This is a genomic window from Aeromicrobium changchenzhani, assembly GCF_057586615.1.
Genome location: NZ_CM172480.1, coordinates 2,443,937 through 2,463,591, shown reverse-complemented (window position 1 = coordinate 2,463,591; position 19,655 = coordinate 2,443,937). Strand labels below are relative to the sequence as shown.

Sequence of the window (19,655 nt, the reverse complement as noted above, 5' to 3'; positions counted from 1 at the left end):
GTCGTAGTAGATTCCTGATCGGCGCGCCACAGATCGCCGTGGGGCGGCAGTTATCGATGCGGTCGGGTCGGACATCAAACGATGGCTGGATCACCCTTTCTTAGCTTTCGTCAGGCAGACGCTATCGTTTAACCCATCTGCCTGTATCGACCTAGAGGAACTGTTTTTCATGTTCACAATGATGATTGTCTTCGGAACTCGGCCTGAGGCGATCAAGATGGGGCCTGTGGTTCGAGAGGCGCTGGACCGTGGTGACCAGGTACGCACCCATGTCACCGTGACCGCCCAGCACCGTCAGATGCTCGATCAAGTTCTAGAAACCCTTCAGATCACGCCAGACTCCGACTTAGACCTGATGCAGACAAACCAGTCACTGGCTGGGTTCACGGCCCGGGCGCTGGAGGCAGTCACCGCAGAGATCGGGCGGGTCAAGCCCGATGTCGTCCTGGTCCACGGCGACACCTCGACTGCAATGATTTCTGCCCTCGCGGCCTACTACAACCAGGTGCCAGTAGCGCATGTGGAGGCGGGGCTGCGGACAGAGTCGATCGAATCTCCGTTCCCGGAAGAAGCTAACCGTCGAATCATCGGGCGACTGGCCAGCACGCATTTCGCCCCGACCACCTGGGCCAGGGACAACCTGCTGGCCGAGGGAGTCGCGGATCGAGACATTGAGGTTACGGGTAACACCGTGATCGATGCGCTGCAGTGGGTCTGCTCCACTGTCCTTACAGATCCTGTGACCATTGAGCGGCTGAGCTGTCGCTTCGAAATGCTGGATCCCACCAAACGGCTGGTCCTGGTCACTAACCACCGCCGGGAAAATTTCGGTGAGGGTATGGAGAACGTCTATCGCGCTTTGCGTGCTCTCGTCGACCGGGTCCCAGATGTTCAGATACTTTTTCCTATCCACCTGAACCCTCAGGCGCGCAGACCCGCGATCGAGATTCTCGGAGATCTCGACAATGTCACGTTGATCGAGCCGGTGGACTACGTTGACTTTGTCTACCTGATGAGCCGCGCAATTCTCATCATCACGGACTCGGGTGGTGTGCAGGAGGAGGCGCCTTCACTGAACGTTCCGGTCTTGGTCACGCGGAGGTCCACCGAGCGACCGGAGGCTGTCGCCGCCGGAACGGCGATCCTTGTGGGCACGGACGCGCACGCCATAGAAACCGAGGCCGTGCGGCTGCTGGAGAACGACGAAGAGTACGACCAGCTGTCTGAGCGGATCAATCCCTACGGGACCGGAGATGCTGCGCGAAAGATCGTTGACCGACTAGTTCGAGACTACGGGAGTCGAGCATGAGAGCACTGATGCGGATTGACTTCAAACGATACATTCGTGCTGTCCGTCGGATCATCCGTGACATGGCTCCTTTGAGCATCACCGCTCGGATGTCAATGCTGCCAGCGACACAGGAGGATCTGAGGGTCCGCGAGCATCCTCTCGACGCCGCCCAACTCGTCGCCGAGGTTGGCCGTCAAATTGATTTCTGGTGGCTGGACGACGTGCACGACGGATTGGTTCGTCTCTGTACGACCCGCGATCGTGCATCGGACCTACTCTCGGCCCTCTTGCGAACGGCGCAGTCCGAGTCGCTCAGTGTGCAACTGCGCCACCGACGCACCAACGAACTTCTTGACTGCTCCACCCGCACGGCGCAGGAGTTACTGCTGAGTGAGGGTGTCATCCGGCTCATCCTGCACGACCTACGCTCTCGCAAGCCGCCAATCGCCGTGTCGGTCGAGGCGTGGGTGGAATCAGAGGAAGGCCACCTGACATCCCCCGACAACAACGGCGTGGCGTCGCGAATATGGAAGTCGACGGCCGATGGGCGAGACGGCATCGACGGAGTGTGGGCATTGGATGATCTGATCGGGGGCCCCACCTCGGAAGATATTAGTTTTGATGTTGACTGGGTGTTCTCCTGGGTTGACGGCAACGATCCCGCTTGGCAGGAAATGTTCGCCCAGTGGGCGCCAACCACCGTTACCGACGCGAGTGACAAGGCCCGGTTCGTCCACCGCGACGACCTGAAGTTCGCGTTGCGCTCGCTCGATTCGTTCGCGCCGTGGGTGCGCCGCATCCACATCGTCAGCAATTGCCGTCCACCGGCTTGGCTGGACCTGGAGAACCCGCGGATCCGCTGGGTGGATCACAGCGAGCTCTTCGAGAATGACTTCCTACCGACCTTCAGCTCGCACGCCATCGAGACGACTATCCACAAGATCGAGAACCTCTCGGAACACTTCGTCTATTCAAACGACGACTTCTTCCTGGCCCGGCGTGTCGATCCCTCCGATTTCTTCTATGCCAACGGGATTGCTCGCCTTCGGTTGGAGCCCTACGGGATGGTGAATGGGCCTCAGACGCAGGGTGATCCAGACTACTTGAACGGTGCGAGAAACTCGGTCGCCCTGCTAAACCGGGATTTCGGTGGGTCACCGGTCCGTCTGCACACCCACTCCCCGCAGTCGATGAACCGGACAGTTCTGCAGGAGATGGAGGCTGTCTACACGGAGGACTTCCAGAGAACCCGTGCCAACCGTTTTCGTCACGTCACAGACGTCGCGGTCACCGGATTTTTCTATCACCACTACGCGTTCATGACGGGGCGTGCGGTCCCAGACGGTGGTGCGACAATGCTGATCCAGCAGAATCATCGATTCAGTAAGGTCTTCAGACAGCTCCTTTCGGATCACGAAGAGGGCGAACTTTCGAAATATGTCTCGTTCTGCGTCAACGATGGGCGCGGGAGCGCGGAAAACGAAGCCTGGAATTCGGCTGCTGAGTCTTTCCTGATGTCCTACTTCCCCGAACGCAGTCGCTTCGAGCGAAGTCCCTGAGGAAGCAGCTCTTTCCAACCGACGCAGCGCATTCTGCGGCCGACCCGCCAGCGCCATTCCAACGGCGCTGATCCGTCCTAGAGTCGAGCCGGGATGCAACCGGTCGACGCTCTGAGGCAGATCGCGTTCTGGCTGGAGGGTGGTCGTGAGTCCGCTCACCCCGTCGAAGCCTTCCCCAACGTGGCCGCGGCGATCGACGACTCGACTGTCGAGCAAATGGCCGACCCGGCCGCACTGGACGACGTGCAGCTTGCAGTGATGGGAGACTTCAACACCACGAGAAACACGTCGTATGCGGAGGATCTGCTCCCGGCGATGAAATCTGCCGGATTTGGTGATGTGCTTAACCAAGAGTCCAAGGTCAACCCGATTGCGATCCCGCGGGCCGAAAGGTCCGTTAACGGTTGGATCAATAGTCGTAACGGGTGGAGCAAAGATCTCAAGGGCAATACCGACGTAGGCTCACCGTGGACGTTCTGCGACGATCGCAATAAGCCTCAAACCAGCCAGCAAACCGGTAACAACATTGATTGGATCTTCGCCACCAACGAGCTCAGGGTCAAGGAGTGGAAAGTCGTGGTTGAGTTTTCCCCGAGTTCGCTGAAAGTGAGCCGTACCATCCCGTCGGATCACAACATGGTGCGCGCGATTCTGGTGCTTCCACCGCCGGACTAATGCGGTCGAATTGGCGCTAGAAAAACGAGCGTGTGATGTTTCTGGCACCCAGATCCAAGCACTCCAGCGACCCCGCATAGTCGTGTAATTCAGAGTTCTCGAGTGCTACATAGCCGTATCGGGAGCTTCTTCCCGACCGATTGGTTTGACGCATTCTCCTGAGGGGATCGGTCTCGACCCGTGAGCGAGTCAAGCGACACGATCTAGCCTCTCGACGAGTTCTCATCTGTTAGGCGCTGCGGGCCCAGACACGTTGTGAGGCCAACATGCATGAGGTATGGCCTGCCTCGCCGGGCAAAGACGATAGTATTCTCGATGAGGCAGGGGCTGCGATTCAGAGTGAATGTGTGAAGTCAGGGGAGTATGACGAAGTTGAGCGCTGATGCCGAATCGTCGGCAGTGGTTCGCCTTTATCGGCGTGCGCTCAGCTCGAACACCCGCTATCGCATCGACCGTCGGGTGCCCTTGGGTTTGCGATTTGCGATCAAGCGAATGGTCAGCGTCAATCGGGCTGTGCCAGCTCTGGGTGAGATTGGGTTTGTCTTCGCTTCACTTATGCACAGGAGATTTTATCGCGGCGCAGGTCGAGCGATGGCATACGACGGTAAACGACGTGTTGTCGCGTTAACGGACACGGCTCAGACGCCCCTTGAAGCTCGTAACAAGAACCTGCTCGCGGTGTCACAGACTCTCGATGACGCAGGCATAGATTATTTCTGCGTGCGTGGCATGTCGGACACGATGGCCACGATTGCTGTCGCGTCTGACGATTGGACACGGGTGGCAGAACTCATTGGCCGGCTGGCCTCCACATCGGCGGGCTATGTGTCCCACATTTATGGGAATGCCGACCCTACCGAAGTGGATAGCAAGCCGGGGTATCGTCGGTCGATTGTCCGGCGAGCAGTTGGAGCATCTGCCCTACGGATGATCTGGTTCCGGGCCGATGTGACAGGCCGTGCCATCTTTGGGGAACGATATGGGTGCGAGATCCAACCGTGGGACAAGAACCGTGATGGTCGCCTCACCGCGACTCGTCGCAACCGCGTGACGCCAGAAATCCCACCTGGCTCCGAAGCCGTTCTGGCGAGCGATTCGTTATTCACCCGTCTCGCCCCGGCCGACCGTGAGCCACTGCCGGACGTGCGCACCCGGATCGAGTTCACCCATCCTCGTCCCGACGATGTGATATTTCCGATCGACGTCGTCTTCACTTGGGTTGACGGTTCTGATGCGGCTTGGCAACGCAAGATGGCAACCCAGACGCATGTGCCTTATCACGTGGAAGCCGCGAACGCGCTGCGCTATCGTAGCCGTGACGAATTGCGGTACGCATTGCGATCGATCGAGATGTACGCACCCTGGGTCAGAAAAATCTTTCTCGTGACTGACGATCAGCGGCCGTCTTGGCTCGATACGGGCGTTGCGGGATTGGAGATTGTCGATCACCGGGACATCTTCACTGACCTGTCGGTGCTACCCACATACAATTCGCATGCCATCGAAACCCAACTCCATCATATAGATGGTTTGGCAGAGCACTTCTTGTATTTCAATGACGACATGATGCTCGGCACCGAAGTAATCCCGCAGACCTTCTTCCACGCCAATGGACTGACTAACTTCTTCACCAGTTGGGTTAACGAGCCTCAGGGCGAGCCGGTATCCAAGGACGTGCCCGTGACGATCGCTGCGAAGAACAATCGGAAGGTCCTTCAAGAGCGCTTCGGAACATCGCTGACTCAGAAGATCATGCACGTGCCCTATGCTCTTCGCCGGACCATTCTCGAGGAGATCGAGGCGAAGTTTCCCGACGAGATCCGGGTCACCATGAGTAGTAAAACACGAGGCCAGTGTGACATCTCGTTGCTGTCGTCGTTCTACCAGTACTACGCCTTCTCTACCGGCCGAGCGGTGCCTGGGTCGATCGAATACTCCTACGTGGATCTTGTGAAGAGCGATGCACGTCGAACGATGGGTTTGCTGTTGGCGCAGCGTGATCGGCAAGCCTTCTGTGTCAACTCCACAAAACCGGACAAGAATGAAGTTTCCGCTCAGGAGTTGCGAGAGTTCCTTGATTCATATTTTCCGGCAAGAAGTCGTTTTGAGAGGCCGGCGCAGTGAAGCGACCCACTAGCGATGTTTTACACGGTGTTTACGCGCAACTTTACTCGCTGCTGCGGAGCATCCATCATCGTTTTCTGTTCGGTCGACCATCGCCGGCCCTCATCGAGGTTGTCAGCGGAGGACGCCGCGCACTTCTGTTGGATGAGCTCGCCAAGAAGCTGGCGGCCTCCGAAATTTCATACACGACCGGCGGCAAAGTCGCTGAATTGCGCCCGCGCTTTCACTTCCACGGCAGAGATCGTGCTGTAGTTGTCGCTCTGGTGTCGAAGTTGATCGATACACATGGGTGCACCGCCTTCTTTCAGCAATGGCCTATTCCGATGCGTCCAGCATCTCGGCTAGTCAAGGCAGCCGAGCGTGACGACCTGCATCGATTCGATTTATGGGTTGAGGAGACCCCGGCCCGTAGTCGTAATCTTGCTACTCACACCGTGGGCGAGTTCGATTTTTGGCAGGCGTCGGAAAGTGCATTAAAGGGGAGCGATTACGCCGAAGCGCCACGAAGCAACGATGTCTTGACCGACGCGCGATGGAGCACATTCGAAACTATCATCGAGCCGAGCGGTCAGCAGCCTCGGTTCCTTGGTGACGCCGACGAGGCTCCGGACCTCGCTGCTCGGGATTTCGCTATCGATGTTGTCTACACATGGGTCGACGATCAGGATCCGACATGGCTGGCTCACAAGGCGGCCAACCGGTGGATTCCTCCCGAAGAGAAGGATCATCAGGGTCGGGCTGACTTGCCCGAACGGTTCCGCAACCGCGACGAGCTCAAGTATTCGATGCGCTCGATTGAGATGTTTGCGCCGTTCGTCCGTAAGATCTTTCTTGTCACTATGGATCAGGTGCCCTCGTGGCTGGATGTCTCGCACCCACAGATCGAGATTGTCTCTCACCGCGACATTTATCGCGATCAAGACTCGCTTCCCACGTTCAACTCAAGCTCGATCGAGACCCAACTCCATCACATTGAGGGCCTGTCTGAGCATTTCATCTACTTCAACGACGACATGTTCCTCGGCAGGCCGTGCTCGTGGAATGATTTTTTCTTTGCCAACGGGATGATGAAATTTTTCCCAGCGGAACACTCGATTTCGGCTGAACTGATTGACGCCGCCGCTGAGGAATATCTTGTCGCGGACCGAAGTGCAATCGAACTCTTTCAAGAACATTTCGGATTTGTCGTACACAAGCAGATGAAACACGTGCCTTATCCGGTCCGGCGTTCAGTGCTTTACGAACTGGAAGAGCGTTTCCAGAAGGCATTCGATGGGTGTCAACGCGAGAAGTTCCGATCGGCAAACGACATCCGACCGATCGCGTTTATGGCGCCGCACTTCGGATTTGCTACGAGCCGTGCGGCCCCCGGTGACATCAGGCAACGCTATCTGGCACTGTGGAAACCCGTCATTGACGAGCAGCTCGCCAAGGTTTTGGCCTCGCGCCAGTACAAGACGTTCTGTATCAATGACGCAGGCGTGCCGCAAGAGCGAGAGACGCTCGTTGACGAGCTCGTTGGGACGTTTCTTGAGGCATACTTTCCTCACCCATCGGCTTTTGAGTTGGATGCCTCTCCGTGACGCATTCGCACCGTCGGCAGAACCGAACCGGACAATTGTCGGCGAACAAATACCGAGTGATTTTCAAATTGAAATTGGAGAGCGATGAAAAGCACAACAAATGAGGCCTCTGATCTCAACGCCATGGTCGAGACGCTGACATTGCGGCGGGCGTCCGGTTGGGTGGCCGGCGATGCTGATGATTTTCCCGTTCGTGTTGAGATGTGCCTCAATGACCTCGTGGTCATGACAACTTGGGCCGATCATCCGTCAAAGGTCAACACTAACGGCGACGCCAAGGGCTTCCTGTTCGAGATTCGAGACCTATGGTCCTATGTCGGCGTCACCGATCAGGTCAGTTTCCGAATTGACGGCACGCACATACCGATCGCAGGCAAAGGGATGTTCAAACGCCGCGGGACCGATGGCGAGTTCACCGTCGAAGATCTGCGCAAAAAATTCGATGACGGCTTCGTGTTCGACCGGTCGGGACGGTTGCGGCTATCGAAGAAGCTCGATACTCAATGGCAAGCCCACGTCATCAGAATGTATGACGATGTTGCAAAGGTCGTGAAGGCAGCCACCGGCTACGACATCTTTGTATTTTACGGAAGTTTGCTGGGTCAGGTGCGCGAGGGTGGCTTCATCGGGCACGATAACGATTTCGATGCGGCTTACCTCTCGGAGCACTCCGATGGCCCGACTGCTGCGGCGGAGCTTCGCGACGTGGCCTTTGCTCTGATCGACGCTGGCCTAGATGTGGAGTGCAGGTTCTCCGCTCTGCACATCCACGACTCGACGGATCCGAGTTTGCGGATCGACCTCTTCCACATCTACTTTGACAATGACAACCACCTCGCATTGCCGTTTGGGCGGGCTGGGCACGACGAGTTTGGCCGCGATGAATGGCAAGGAATCGATGGGGCGCAGATGGCCGGCCATGATGTCGCGGTCCCAGCTAACGGGGACAAGCTTGCTAGTCACCTATACGGTGAGAACTGGAAGATTCCACAGGCGGGATTCTCGTGGAACGAGGCGCGAATCAAACGCGATAGAACAGGACTGGTTCCAGCGGCGGACCGCGAAGCTGTGTACTGGGCGAATTTCTACGCCCGCAATGAGTTCACCGCGGGATCAACTTTCTTCGATAAGGTCAACGCGCGCGCTGATATTCCCCAACTGGTGATGGACATCGGGTCAGGGGACGGACGTGACAGCTTCGCATTTGCGAAGGCCGGTCGACGAGCCATTGGGCTCGATCGTTCGGCTGTGGGAGTCAAACATGCTGCCAAGAAGGCTGAACAAGCCGGCCTGAGCGATCATCTCTGGTTCACCACATGCGATGTGTCGGATGTGGCGAGTGTTCGTAAGACGATCGACAACGCGAGAGAACAAGCCGGTGGCAAGGCGATCATGTTTTATCTCCGCTTCTTCCTGCACTCAATCCCCGAAGACGTGCAGGAAAACTTGATGCTGGCGCTGGCTGAGGGTGCTCGGCGCGGCGATTACCTTGCTGCGGAGTTCCGGACAGACAAGGACGAGTCGAAGGGCAAGACCTACACCAAGCATTACCGGCGCTTCCAGAATGGCCCCGCATTCGGTCGATCGCTGAGTGAACGGTTTGGTTTCTCCGTGCTCGAAGAGCAGGAAGGCACTGGCCTCTCAGTTTATAAGGATGAGGACCCTGCTCTGTACCGAGTCATTGCACGCAAGGGTGCCTCGTCAAGCACCGTCTTCAGTAGCGCCAAACGGTCTGGTCGTCGTCTGGTGCGTCGAGCGCGTCGAATGCGACGGGCCTGACATCACTCGAGGCCATCTGGGCGCTGCGTCACCGATGGGCCTTGAAGGCGGCAGTCAGACGGGCATCAACATTGCCGCAAGCGTTCCGCCGAGCTCGGTGGCTTGCTCAAGGTGGGCATCGGTCACTTCGCCGGTGAATACCAGCGGATCAGCGCTGAGCGTCCAGCCGAGGCCGGTCGTGATGGCCTCCATTGCCCGCTCGGCACCGGTCGTGTCATAGCCGCCGTGGATCCAATACGAGAACGGTCGCTTCGCGGTCGGCTCGCGGACCGCGTTATAGGTCGTATCGAAGAAGTGCTTCAGGGCACCAGAGATGTAGCCAAAATTGGCGGTCGTACCAAGCAGATAACCGTCCGCCGCAAGCACATCGGCAATATTGGCCTCGAGCGCCGGGCGAACCACGACCTCGACCCCTTCGATGGCTTCGTCACGGCAGCCAGCAAGCACCGCCGCGGTGATCGACTCAACATTCGGAGTGGGGGAGTGATGGACAACCAGCAGCCTCGTCATTTGCACAGGTTAGCCGTTCTCAAGCCCGAGTTCAGCGGTTAGGATCGGCACAGGAGGGGTTGCATGGCCACCGCGCAGAACTCATCAAAGTTCCATGACGCTGCTGGCGCGATCATCCGCAATATCGAAACGGTGATCGACGGCAAGCCTGAAGCGGTCCAGATCGCGTTGGTGACGTTGCTCGCCGAGGGGCATCTGCTCATTGAAGACGTCCCCGGGGTCGGCAAGACAATGCTGGCCAAAGCGCTGGCCCGATCGGTTGACTGTTCAGTGCGTCGCATTCAATTCACGCCGGATTTGCTGCCCTCGGACATCACCGGCGTCGCGGCCTATAACCAGGTCGATGGCGACTTCGAGTTCAAGCCGGGCGCGGTGTTCGCCAATATTGTAATCGGGGATGAGATCAACCGAGCCTCACCCAAGACCCAATCGGCGCTGCTCGAGGCAATGGAAGAGCGCCAGGTCACCGTCGATGGGACAACCCATCAGTTGGGCACGCCGTTCACTGTCGTTGCGACGCAGAATCCGCTCGAGATGGAGGGCACGTATGCCCTGCCGGAGGCGCAGCGTGACCGTTTCATGACGCGGATTTCGATGGGCTATCCCGATGCCGTCGCTGAACTGGCAATGATCCAGGGCCGCGATGCGGATAATCCGATCGACCTCATCGAGGCAGTCATCGACATCGAGCAGGTCCAGCAGATGATCCGCTGGGCCCGGTCGATCCACGTCGCTGCCGCGGTCGAACAATACTGCGTGGACATCGCGCAGGCGACGCGCCTCGATCCCGAATTGCGGCTCGGCGCGAGTCCGCGCGCGACGCTCCAATTGATTCGCGCGGCGAAGGCCTCGGCGGCTGTCCAGGGCCGTGACTTCGTGTTGCCGGACGATATCGACGCGCTGGCCGGACCGGTGCTCTGCCACCGGTTGATCCCCGCCCAACACGCGCCGCGGGTCGCCGACATCGTGCAGCGCATCGTGGCCGAGACAGTCGTACCCACCGGCAGCCTCAAGCCGGACCTAACCCGCAGGCGATAGCGGCGTGGACAGCCGGGACAGGTGGACGATGCGGGCCGTGGGCGGCATACGTTCACTGCGCCTGACCGGTCGCGGTCGGGGCTTCGCACTCGCGGCGCTGGTGGGGTTCTTGGCCGCACGGATTCTAGACGTCGCCGCACTGACCTACGTCGCCTGCCTGCTGCTGGGGCTGCTTCTGTTCGGCGCGATATTCGTGCTCGCTGGTCATTCGCAGGTGAGCATCACCCGCGCTTTCAGCCCCCAACTGGTTCGGCCCGGTGCCGAGGCGACTGCGACCGTCACCTTCACCAATTTGTCGGCACTGCCGAGTCTCGCAGCAACGTGGCAGGACACCCTGGCGGCTGGAATTTCGGGCGAAGCTGGCGGCTTGCTCGCACCACTCGGTGGCGCGCATACCGCACTGGCACACACCCGCTTCAGCTATCCGCTCTGGGGCCAACGCCGTGGCCGGTTCGACATCGGCCCGCTTATCGTTCGCGTACCCGATCCATTCGGCCTAGTATCCCGTAATCGTGCGTTCGGCGAAACCCAGCAACTCACCGTGCTGCCGCGGCAAGTAGACCTTGCCGACATCTCGTTCGGTACCGCCAACACTTCCGGCGCTTCACGGCCTGCGTCCCGCAACGCAGGGATCGGTGATGATGACGTCATCGCGCGCAACTATCTGTCCGGTGATTCGCTGCGGCGTATGCATTGGAAGGCGACCGCGCATCGCGGCATGCTCATGGTCCGTCAGGAGGAGCAATACGACAAGCCGGAGGCGACAGTATTGCTCGACCTCGATGCCGGTGCCCATGATGTCATCCGTGATCATCGCGGTGTGTGGTCGTTCTCGCCGGCCTTCGAATGGTCGATCACGGCCGCTGCGTCGGTGGCAACGCATCTGGCCAAGCGCGGCTATGTCGTCAATGTCATGGCGCCAGGTGGACCCATTGAGCGGTCGATCGCTGATGGGCTGGACGCGATCGAGAACGTCCTGTCCGATCTAGCGATTGTTGAACCGCGACGGGTGACTGCGGAAGACATTGCACGAATCGGGCCGAATGAACGTCCGGTGGTCGCAATACTTGGCCGGGTCGATGACGACAGGGCGTTGGTCTGGTCGCGGCTCAACACCACCACCGGGCTCGCGTTCGTCGCTGCCGGATCCCCGCGCACGGCGCTTGAGACGCTCAGCGCGGCTGGCTGGAAATGTCGGACCTATCGGCCTCGCGATGACGTCGCCGAGTTGTGGCTTGATTTTGACGTCAGGGACTTCCATGTTGCGCCCTGAAACCCCGAGCATCCGGGCGCGGTTGCGCAGGCAGGCCAGCCCTGCGGATTGGTATACGTCCGCGATCCTGCTGCTTGCGATCCCGCTTCTGTTGGTGTCCTATAACGCGGTAGTGCAATCGCTGCGGTGGTTGCCGGAGGCGCTCCTGATTGCCACCGTGGTGCTCATCAGTTGCGCTGTTCTGCGCAGTCTGGGCATAGCGTTCCCCTGGGTCGGCGGCGCGATTGCCTGGTTGCTTGGCCTCATCTGGCTGTTCGCGCCGGGTAGCACGTACGTGCTGCTGCCAACGTCCTCGAGCATCGGTGCGCTCTGGCGGCTTCTGTCCACTGGGTTGCGGATCACGTGGTTCGAGCAACCGCCGGTCACCGACTCGCAGGCCGTGGTGTTCCTGGTGGTCGCTGGCTTCGGGTTATTGGCACTGCTGCTCGACTTCGTACTGCTCGGGCTGCGCCGCGCGGTGCCAGCCGGTGCGTTACTGCTCGGCGTCTATGTATTTCCGTCTGCGATCACTGGGGACAAACCCAATTTATGGGTGTTCATCGGCATCGCGACGCTCTGGCTGATGTTGCTGCGAATTGATACCCGCCACCGGCAGGGCGCGAAATCGTACGAAACAGCGGGTGGGATGGCGTCGACGGTAGTTGTTGCCGTCGCCGCACTGGCACTGAGCATCGGCCTGCCACCGGTTCTACCGCACGTTCCAAACCTTCCGATGTCATGGGGCGACGGGCCACCGGGTGCCTTCGACCGAGGCATCAATCCGATGGTCGAACTCGGACAAAATCTGCGTCGCGGCAATCCGGTGCAGGCCCTCACCTACACGACCAGCGCGCAACAGGCGCCTTACCTCAAGGTCGCGAATCTGCTGGATTTCAACGGCAAGGTGTGGCGGCCCAGCACCGGCGCGAAGTTTGCCGGCACCGATGGCCTCGTGACGCTTTTGCCCGAGGTGAAGCGAACGCTGGTCAATACCGACATCACCATCACCGGACTGCGCAGCCCGATGCTGCCGGTTCCGTACCCGGCGGTGCGAACTCAGGGTGCTACGGGCAAATGGCAGTGGAACTCTCAGGGCCGCACACTCTCATCCCAGACGTCTTCGTCGAAGGATCAGACCTATCGAGCGTCGAGCCTGAGGATTGAGCCCACGCGGGATCAACTAGAAGCATCCGACACCGTGATCAGTGCGGATTTGGAGCCGTATATTCACCTGCCCAGGGGCACTGATCCGGTTATCGCTCGTACGGCGCGAGCGGTCACCGTTGGGGCGACCACCGCCTATGACCGGGCGCTCGCGCTGCAAGAATTCTTCCGCAACGGCGACTTCACCTATTCGGAGACCGCGCCGGTGTCGGCTGGCTATGACGGCTCCGGGGTCACGGTGATTGCGAAGTTCCTCAAAGCCAAGAGCGGCTATTGCGTGCACTTCGCCTCGGCGATGGCGGTCATGGCCCGTACGCTCGGCATCCCGACTCGTATCGCGGTTGGGTATGCGCCAGGCGATCCGTTTGGTCATACGAAATCCGGGGACGTCGTCTATGAAGTAACGAGTCGTGATCTACATGCCTGGCCTGAGTTGTTCTTCGCCGGGGTTGGCTGGCTCTCATTCGATCCAACACCGGGGGTGGGTTCGCCCGAATTCAATCCCGCCGTTGCGCCTGGCGCACTGGTGTCGCCTGACCGCGTGGCCCAGTTGGCGACAATGTCCGCACGCAATCGGCCGGACGACGCCGGTTTCTCCGCCGCGCCGACGCCAACCGCCTCCGGAACAGCGGCCTACGGGCAACTTTTGGTAGCGCTCGGCGGCCTGCTGGTGATCATGTTGAGTCCGCTGCTGATCCGCCGCTGGCAGCGGCGGCGTAGATTGCGTAACTCCGGCCAGTCGGCGGAGCGGTTGTGGGTCGAGCTCGAATGCACAGCGCGGGACTACGGGATCTACGTGACCGCAGCCGAAAGTCCGCACGTTTTCGCCGCAGAACTCGCGCAGCGCCCTGAGGTCGACACTGCGGCGTTGACGAGACTTCTGACCGCCGTCGAGCGGGAGCGTTATGCCCGGACCGGCGGCTCTGGGACCTGCATTGCTGACGTGCATGCGGTGCTGGCATCACTCAACCTAGGCGCCAGCAGTGCCGGGCGGATCAAGGCGAGGTTCCTGCCGGCGTCGCTGGCCGGACGACGCGCAATCACCGTACGGCCGATTGCCGCTTAGCGCGGGGGAGTGCCGTCGCCGAACGGGCGAGCGCTGAGCGATTCGCGTCCGTGCGGGGTCAGCCATGCCGACTCATCGGGCCCCTTCGGCACAATGCCAGTGGGGTTGATGCCGGTGTGGACGACGTAATAGTGCGTTTTGATCTGATCGAAGTCGATCGTGTCGCCAAAACCTGGGGTCTGGAAGAGATCGCGCGCATACGCCCACAGAACCGGCATCTCGGTCAGTTTGTTGCGGTTGCACTTGAAATGCCCGTGATAGACCGCGTCGAACCGTGCGAGCGTGGTGAACAGTCGGACATCGGCCTCGGTGATCGTGTCGCCCATCAAGAAGCGTTGTGTTGCGAGCCGCTTCTCGAGCCAATCCAGCGCGGTCCAGAGCCGGTCATAGGCTTCGTTGTAGGCCGCTTGGGAGTCTGCGAATCCGCACCGGTAGACGCCGTTGTTGATTTCGGTGTAGATGCGTTCCATGACCGGCGTCATATCTGCCCGTAGGCCTTCGGGATAGAGGTCCGGTGCCCCAGCGCGGTGGAACTCGACCCATTCGGTGGAGAGGTCGAGCGTCATCTGAGCGAAGTCGTTGGTCACCACGCCACCGCTTGGCACGTCCACGATCGCGGGCACCGTGATGCCACGCGGATAATCGGGGAAACGCGTCAAGTATGCCTGCTGGATCCGCTCGATGCCCAAGACCGGATCGACTCCGCCCGGGTCGAGGTCAAATGTCCAACTGCGTACGTCGTGGGTCGGTCCACAGATGCCGATCGAGATGGCGTCCTCAAGGCCCAGCAGACGGCGTACGATCGTCGCTCGATTGGCCCACGGACAGGCATGCGCGACGACGAGTCGATAACGGCCGGCCTCAACTGGCCAGCCTTTCGTCGCGTCGCGCGTGATGCGGTCCTCGATGTAGGCCGTGTCGCGACGAAATTCGGCGCTTGGTTCGGTGCTAGAACCCGTGCTGCTTGGTTCGGTCATGCTGCTACTCTAGAGTTGTTATGCGATTTGCGAGCCTCCTCCTTCCTTGCCGCGCCGAGGTCCTTTAGCCGGACCCCTCGACGCGGAGTTTGTCATGACCGGCTGAAAATTTTTCACCCAGACAAACTTTTTTGAACGAACCGCAAGCGAGGACAGCATGAAGATGCCAGGCACCAACACCCAGCAACCCAGCGGAATGCCATTCCAGCGTTACCGCGCCTTCCCGCCAATTGATCTGCCTGATCGCACGTGGCCGAGCAATGTCACGACGCAGGCGCCACGCTGGCTGAGCACGGATCTGCGCGATGGCAATCAAGCCCTGATTGATCCGATGACCCCAGCCCGCAAGATGAAGATGTTTGAGCTGCTGGTCAAGATGGGCTACAAGGAGATCGAGGTCGGCTTTCCGTCGGCCAGCGAAACCGATTTTTCCTTCGTGCGCCACTTGATCGAGAACGAACTTGTTCCTGAGGACGTCACGATTTCGGTCCTGACCCCGGCCCGCGAAGACCTGATCGAGCGGAGCGTCCAGTCGCTCATCGGCATACCGCACGCCACGATCCACCTTTACAACGCGATCGCGCCGCTGTTCCGCCGCGTGGTGTTCCATGGTGACAAGAACGAGGTACGCGCGATCGCGACTCGCGGCACCGAAATGGTGATGAAGTATGCCGAGGCCGAGCTGAGCAAGACCGTGATCGGTTATGAATACTCGCCGGAGATCTTCACGAGTTCGGAGATGCCATTCGCGGTCGACGTATGCGAAGCAGTCTCGGACGTCTGGCAGCCCGAAGACGGCCGAGAGATCGTCCTCAATCTGCCGGCGACCATCGAAGTTGCCACCCCCAACATTTATGCCGATCAGATCGAATGGTTCGGCCGGCAGCTGACACGGCGCCAATTCACCGCGATTTCGCTGCACCCACACAATGACCGTGGCACGGCGGTCGCGGCCACCGAGCTGGCCATGATGGCTGGCGCGGACCGCGTTGAGGGCTGCCTGTTCGGCCACGGCGAACGCACCGGCAACGTTGATCTCGTCACGCTGGGCATGAACCTGTTCAGCCAGGGGATCGATCCGCAGATCAACTTCTCTGACATTGATGAGGTCCGTCGTACGGTCGAATACTGCACTGGCCTGCCGGTCCATCCGCGGCACCCCTATGCCGGTGATCTCGTCTATACGGCGTTCTCCGGCTCGCATCAGGACGCGATCAAGAAGGGGCTCGAAGACCTCGAACGCATCGCCGCTGAACAGGGCAAAACAGTGCGGGAAGTCGACTGGGAAGCGCCCTACCTGCCGATCGACCCCTTCGACGTCGGCCGTTCATACGAAGCCGTGATCCGCGTCAACAGCCAATCGGGCAAAGGCGGCGTCGCATACATCCTCAGGTCTGATCACCAGTTGGACTTGCCGCGTCGCTTGCAGATTGAGTTCAGCCGCGTCATCCAAGGTTTGACTGAGGGTGAAGCTGGCGAGATCGAGGCCGAGGCCATCTGGTCGTCATTCGTGGCGGAATATCTCGACAAGACAACCCCGTACGAATTGGAGAGTTTCACCTCGACGACCAATCCTGAGGGACTCGATGAGCAGGTTGTCCAACTCAAGGTCCGCGGCGAGGTTCAGTCGTTCAAGGGCGAGGGCAACGGACCGGTGGCGGCATTCGTCGACGGGATGCGCAGCGCTGGCGCCCACATTCGCGTCCTTGATTACAGCGAGCATGCGTTGTCCGAGGGTGGCGACGCTATGGCCGCCGCCTATGTCGAGTGCGAAATCGGCGACGAGATCGTCTGGGGCGTCGGCATTCACGCGAGCATCGTGACCGCGTCGCTTCGCGCTGTGGTGTCGGCAGCCAACCGGGCAGTGGCCATCACCATCCCGTAGCCGAATCTTCATGAGCGACTGTACCGCCCGGTACACCAAACTGGTCGGTGCCGCGATACGCTAGAAGTGACGCCGATCACCCTTCGGCGCAGGTCTCGCCGCGATGTGATCCATCGTGGCCGCGTAGGAGGAATCATGGCACGCAGCATTAATCAGGTCGCTGTTTTTGGCTTGGGCAAGGTCGGCGAACTCGTCGCAACATTGTTGACCGATTCGGGTTTCAAGGTCGTCGGCTATGACGCCGCTCCGCGTGAGGGCTTTGGCTTTGAAACCAAACCGCTTGATGTGAAAGATGCAGCCGGGCTACGCGAGGCACTTCGTGGTGTTGACGCGGTCGTGTCGTGTTTGCCGTACTTCCTCAACATCGAGGTGGCGGAGGCAGCGGGCGCATCGGGAGTTCATTACTTCGACCTCACCGAAGATGTGCCGACCACAAATCGTGTTATCGAGTTGGCGGCGGAGCAGAGCGGCTCGGCGGCTAAGGTCTTCGCGCCACAGTGTGGGCTGGCACCGGGCCTGATCGGCATCATCGGCGCGTCGTTGGCCGAAGGGTTCGACCAAATTCGTTCAATTGAGTTGAAGGTGGGCGCATTGCCGCAGAACCCGACCGGGCTATTGGGCTATGCGTTCAACTGGTCGGCCGACGGCGTCGTCAATGAATATCTCAATGACTGTGACGTGTTGCGATCGGGCCGCCGGCAGATGGTTCCGGCGATGACTGACACCGAGCGCGTCGTGATTGGCGGCATCGAGTTGGAAGCAGCGTTGACATCGGGTGGCCTGGGCACGATGTGCGAGACCTATGCGGGCCGCGTGCAGCGCCTTGACTACAAGACCATGCGTTATCCAGGCCATTTCGAGCAGATGCATTTTCTGTTCAGTGAACTCGGCCTGCGTGATCGTCCCGAGCTTGCCGGTGAGTTGCTGGTCGCGGCCAAGCCGCCGGTCAACGACGACATCGTCTACCTCCATGCGGCGGTCGAAGGCATCAAGAACGGTATGCCGTTCCGCGAAAACTATGTCCGTGGCTACAAGCCGATCGATATCAACGGCCGCAGCTGGCGTGCAATCTCTTGGACGACAGCCGCGTCGATTGTGTCGGTCGTTGAACTGGTCGCCGACGGCCGGTTGCCACAGGCCGGTTTCATTAAGCAAGAAGACATCAAGCTTGCCGACCTGTTCTCGACGCAGGCCGGAGCACGGTTCGAAGCACTCGGAAAGGTCTGACAACGTGACTGACATTGCGACTCGCACCCAGGAGATCCTGACCGCACTCGGCGCTGGCGATCCGTTCACCGCCGACGGCGACATGATCGCCCGCTCGCCGATTGACGGCAGCGAACTTGGACGACTCCACTCGCATACGCCGGCCGAAGTCGAGGCCACGATTGCGCAAGCTCGCAGCGCATTCGAGACCTGGCAATCGGTGCCCGGCCCGGTTCGGGGCAATCTCGTTCGCGAACTCGGCGAGTTACTGCGCGAACACAAGGATGATCTCGGTGCGTTGGTCTCGATCGAGGCCGGCAAGATTGTGTCCGAAGGACTCGGCGAAGTCCAGGAAATGATCGACATTTGCGACCTGGCAGTCGGCCTTTCACGTCAACTGTTCGGGCTCACAATCGCCACCGAACGGCCTGGCCACCGCATGATGGAGCAATGGCACCCGCTCGGCGTTGTCGGCGTGATTTCAGCGTTCAATTTCCCGGTCGCAGTGTGGTCATGGAACACCGCGCTCGCACTCGTCTGTGGAGATGCGGTCGTCTGGAAGCCGTCCGAGAAGACTCTGTTGACGGGCATTGCGTGCCAAGCGCTGGTCGCCGAAGCCGCCCGTCGGGTCGGTGCGCCGGAGGGCATCTCCGCGGTCTTGATCGGTGACCGCACGGTCGGTGAAATCCTTGTCGACGATCCGCGCATCGCGCTCATCTCGGCCACCGGTTCCACCCGGATGGGCAAACACGTCGCGCCCCGCGTCGCAGCCCGCCTCGGCCGTTCGCTGCTCGAATTGGGCGGCAATAACGCTGCCATCGTTGCACCTTCGGCTGACCTTGACCTCGCAGTCCGCGGCATCGTCTTCTCGGCAGTCGGCACTGCTGGCCAGCGTTGTACGTCGTTGCGTCGAATCATCGTTCACGAATCGATCCGGGCCGATCTGGTCGACCGGCTGCGGACCGCATACGAGACGTTGCCGATCGGATCCCCGCTAGAGCATTCGACGCTGGTCGGACCACTGATCGACGAGGCCGCCTACAACGGCTTCACCGCGGCGATCGACGCGGCGAAGATCGATGGTGGCACCGTCGTCACCGGCGGGGAGCGTGCGACGGTCGATGGCGATGGCTTCTACGTACGACCGGCCATTATTGATATGCCGAAACAGACCGAGATCGTCAAATCCGAGACCTTCGCGCCGCTGCTGTATGTGTTGGGCTACTCGGATTTCGACGATGCGCTGGCTTTGCATAATGAGGTGGCCCAGGGGTTGTCCTCGTCGATCTTCACCCTCAACGTCCGTGAGGCCGAACAATTTATGGCCGCGACCGGCTCGGATTGTGGCATCGCGAACGTCAACATCGGGCCATCCGGCGCCGAGATCGGCGGTGCGTTCGGTGGTGAGAAAGAGACCGGCGGCGGCCGTGAGTCTGGCTCGGACGCGTGGAAGGCCTACATGCGCCGCGCCACCAACACGGTTAACTACTCGACCGAGTTGCCGCTGGCTCAGGGCGTCGAATTCGTCTAATTTCACCAACGCGCT

The 19,655-nt window shown here is 60.1% G+C and carries 14 protein-coding genes; 12 read left to right on the top strand and 2 right to left on the bottom strand.

The annotated features are described in order from the left end of the window. Positions 1–169: 169 nt before the first annotated feature. The 6 genes from wecB to AC2YB9_RS12475 all read left to right on the top strand — a co-directional run bounded on the left by wecB (position 170) and on the right by AC2YB9_RS12475 (position 9,011). On the top strand, positions 170–1,309 hold the full coding sequence (gene wecB / locus AC2YB9_RS12500) for a non-hydrolyzing UDP-N-acetylglucosamine 2-epimerase (RefSeq protein ID WP_487265670.1): 1,140 nt from the start codon (positions 170–172) through the stop codon (positions 1,307–1,309). Continuing rightward, entirely contained in the window at positions 1,306–2,850 is a 1,545-nt protein-coding gene (locus AC2YB9_RS12495) for a stealth conserved region 3 domain-containing protein (protein WP_487265669.1), read from the top strand. Before wecB ends, AC2YB9_RS12495 begins: the two co-directional genes overlap by 4 nt. 180 nt (positions 2,851–3,030) lie before the next feature. Beyond that, on the top strand, positions 3,031–3,525 hold the full coding sequence (locus tag AC2YB9_RS12490) for an endonuclease/exonuclease/phosphatase family protein (protein WP_487265668.1): 495 nt from the start codon (positions 3,031–3,033) through the stop codon (positions 3,523–3,525). Positions 3,526–3,888: 363 nt separating this feature from the next. Further along, positions 3,889–5,649: a stealth family protein gene (locus AC2YB9_RS12485; protein ID WP_487265667.1), complete on the top strand. Its 1,761-nt coding sequence runs from the start codon at positions 3,889–3,891 to the stop codon at positions 5,647–5,649. Then, positions 5,646–7,232: a stealth family protein gene (locus AC2YB9_RS12480; protein WP_487265666.1), complete on the top strand. Its 1,587-nt coding sequence runs from the start codon at positions 5,646–5,648 to the stop codon at positions 7,230–7,232. Before AC2YB9_RS12485 ends, AC2YB9_RS12480 begins: the two co-directional genes overlap by 4 nt. Positions 7,233–7,316: 84 nt before the next feature. Beyond that, positions 7,317–9,011 (top strand): SAM-dependent methyltransferase, encoded by a 1,695-nt coding sequence (locus tag AC2YB9_RS12475; RefSeq protein WP_487265665.1) that lies wholly within the window; start codon positions 7,317–7,319, stop codon positions 9,009–9,011. 54 nt (positions 9,012–9,065) lie between these two features. Here the strand turns inward: AC2YB9_RS12475 and AC2YB9_RS12470 are convergent, their stop codons facing one another. Further along, positions 9,066–9,521, bottom strand: coding sequence for a flavodoxin family protein (locus tag AC2YB9_RS12470; protein ID WP_487265664.1), 456 nt, complete (start codon positions 9,519–9,521; stop codon positions 9,066–9,068). A 63-nt stretch (positions 9,522–9,584) separates the two neighbouring features. Here AC2YB9_RS12470 and AC2YB9_RS12465 point away from each other — a divergent pair, with 63 nt between their 5' ends. The 3 genes from AC2YB9_RS12465 to AC2YB9_RS12455 are packed head-to-tail and all read left to right on the top strand — an operon-like array spanning position 9,585 to position 14,041. Further along, positions 9,585–10,559 (top strand): AAA family ATPase, encoded by a 975-nt coding sequence (locus AC2YB9_RS12465; RefSeq protein ID WP_487265663.1) that lies wholly within the window; start codon positions 9,585–9,587, stop codon positions 10,557–10,559. Between the two features lie 28 nt (positions 10,560–10,587). Continuing rightward, positions 10,588–11,832, top strand: a complete 1,245-nt coding sequence (locus AC2YB9_RS12460; RefSeq protein ID WP_487265662.1) for a DUF58 domain-containing protein — start codon at positions 10,588–10,590, stop codon at positions 11,830–11,832. Beyond that, complete coding sequence (locus tag AC2YB9_RS12455) at positions 11,819–14,041, top strand: transglutaminase TgpA family protein (RefSeq protein WP_487265661.1); 2,223 nt, start codon at positions 11,819–11,821, stop codon at positions 14,039–14,041. The genes AC2YB9_RS12460 and AC2YB9_RS12455 overlap by 14 nt, the downstream gene beginning before the upstream one ends. On the opposite strand, the gene AC2YB9_RS12450 is transcribed toward AC2YB9_RS12455, so the two are convergent. Next, positions 14,038–15,018, bottom strand: a complete 981-nt coding sequence (locus AC2YB9_RS12450) for a glutathione S-transferase family protein (RefSeq protein ID WP_487265660.1) — start codon at positions 15,016–15,018, stop codon at positions 14,038–14,040. The genes AC2YB9_RS12455 and AC2YB9_RS12450 overlap by 4 nt on opposite strands. A 157-nt stretch (positions 15,019–15,175) precedes the next feature. Here AC2YB9_RS12450 and leuA point away from each other — a divergent pair, with 157 nt between their 5' ends. The 3 genes from leuA (at position 15,176) to amaB (ending at position 19,640) form a co-directional block, all read left to right on the top strand. Next, positions 15,176–16,903 (top strand): 2-isopropylmalate synthase, encoded by a 1,728-nt coding sequence (leuA, locus tag AC2YB9_RS12445; protein WP_487265659.1) that lies wholly within the window; start codon positions 15,176–15,178, stop codon positions 16,901–16,903. A 135-nt stretch (positions 16,904–17,038) separates the two neighbouring features. Continuing rightward, positions 17,039–18,130 carry a saccharopine dehydrogenase family protein gene (locus tag AC2YB9_RS12440; protein WP_487265658.1) on the top strand — a complete coding sequence of 364 codons (1,092 nt, stop codon included), beginning with the start codon at positions 17,039–17,041 and terminating at the stop codon, positions 18,128–18,130. 4 nt (positions 18,131–18,134) lie between these two features. Continuing rightward, positions 18,135–19,640: an L-piperidine-6-carboxylate dehydrogenase gene (gene amaB, locus AC2YB9_RS12435; protein WP_487265657.1), complete on the top strand. Its 1,506-nt coding sequence runs from the start codon at positions 18,135–18,137 to the stop codon at positions 19,638–19,640. Positions 19,641–19,655: the final 15 nt, after the last annotated feature.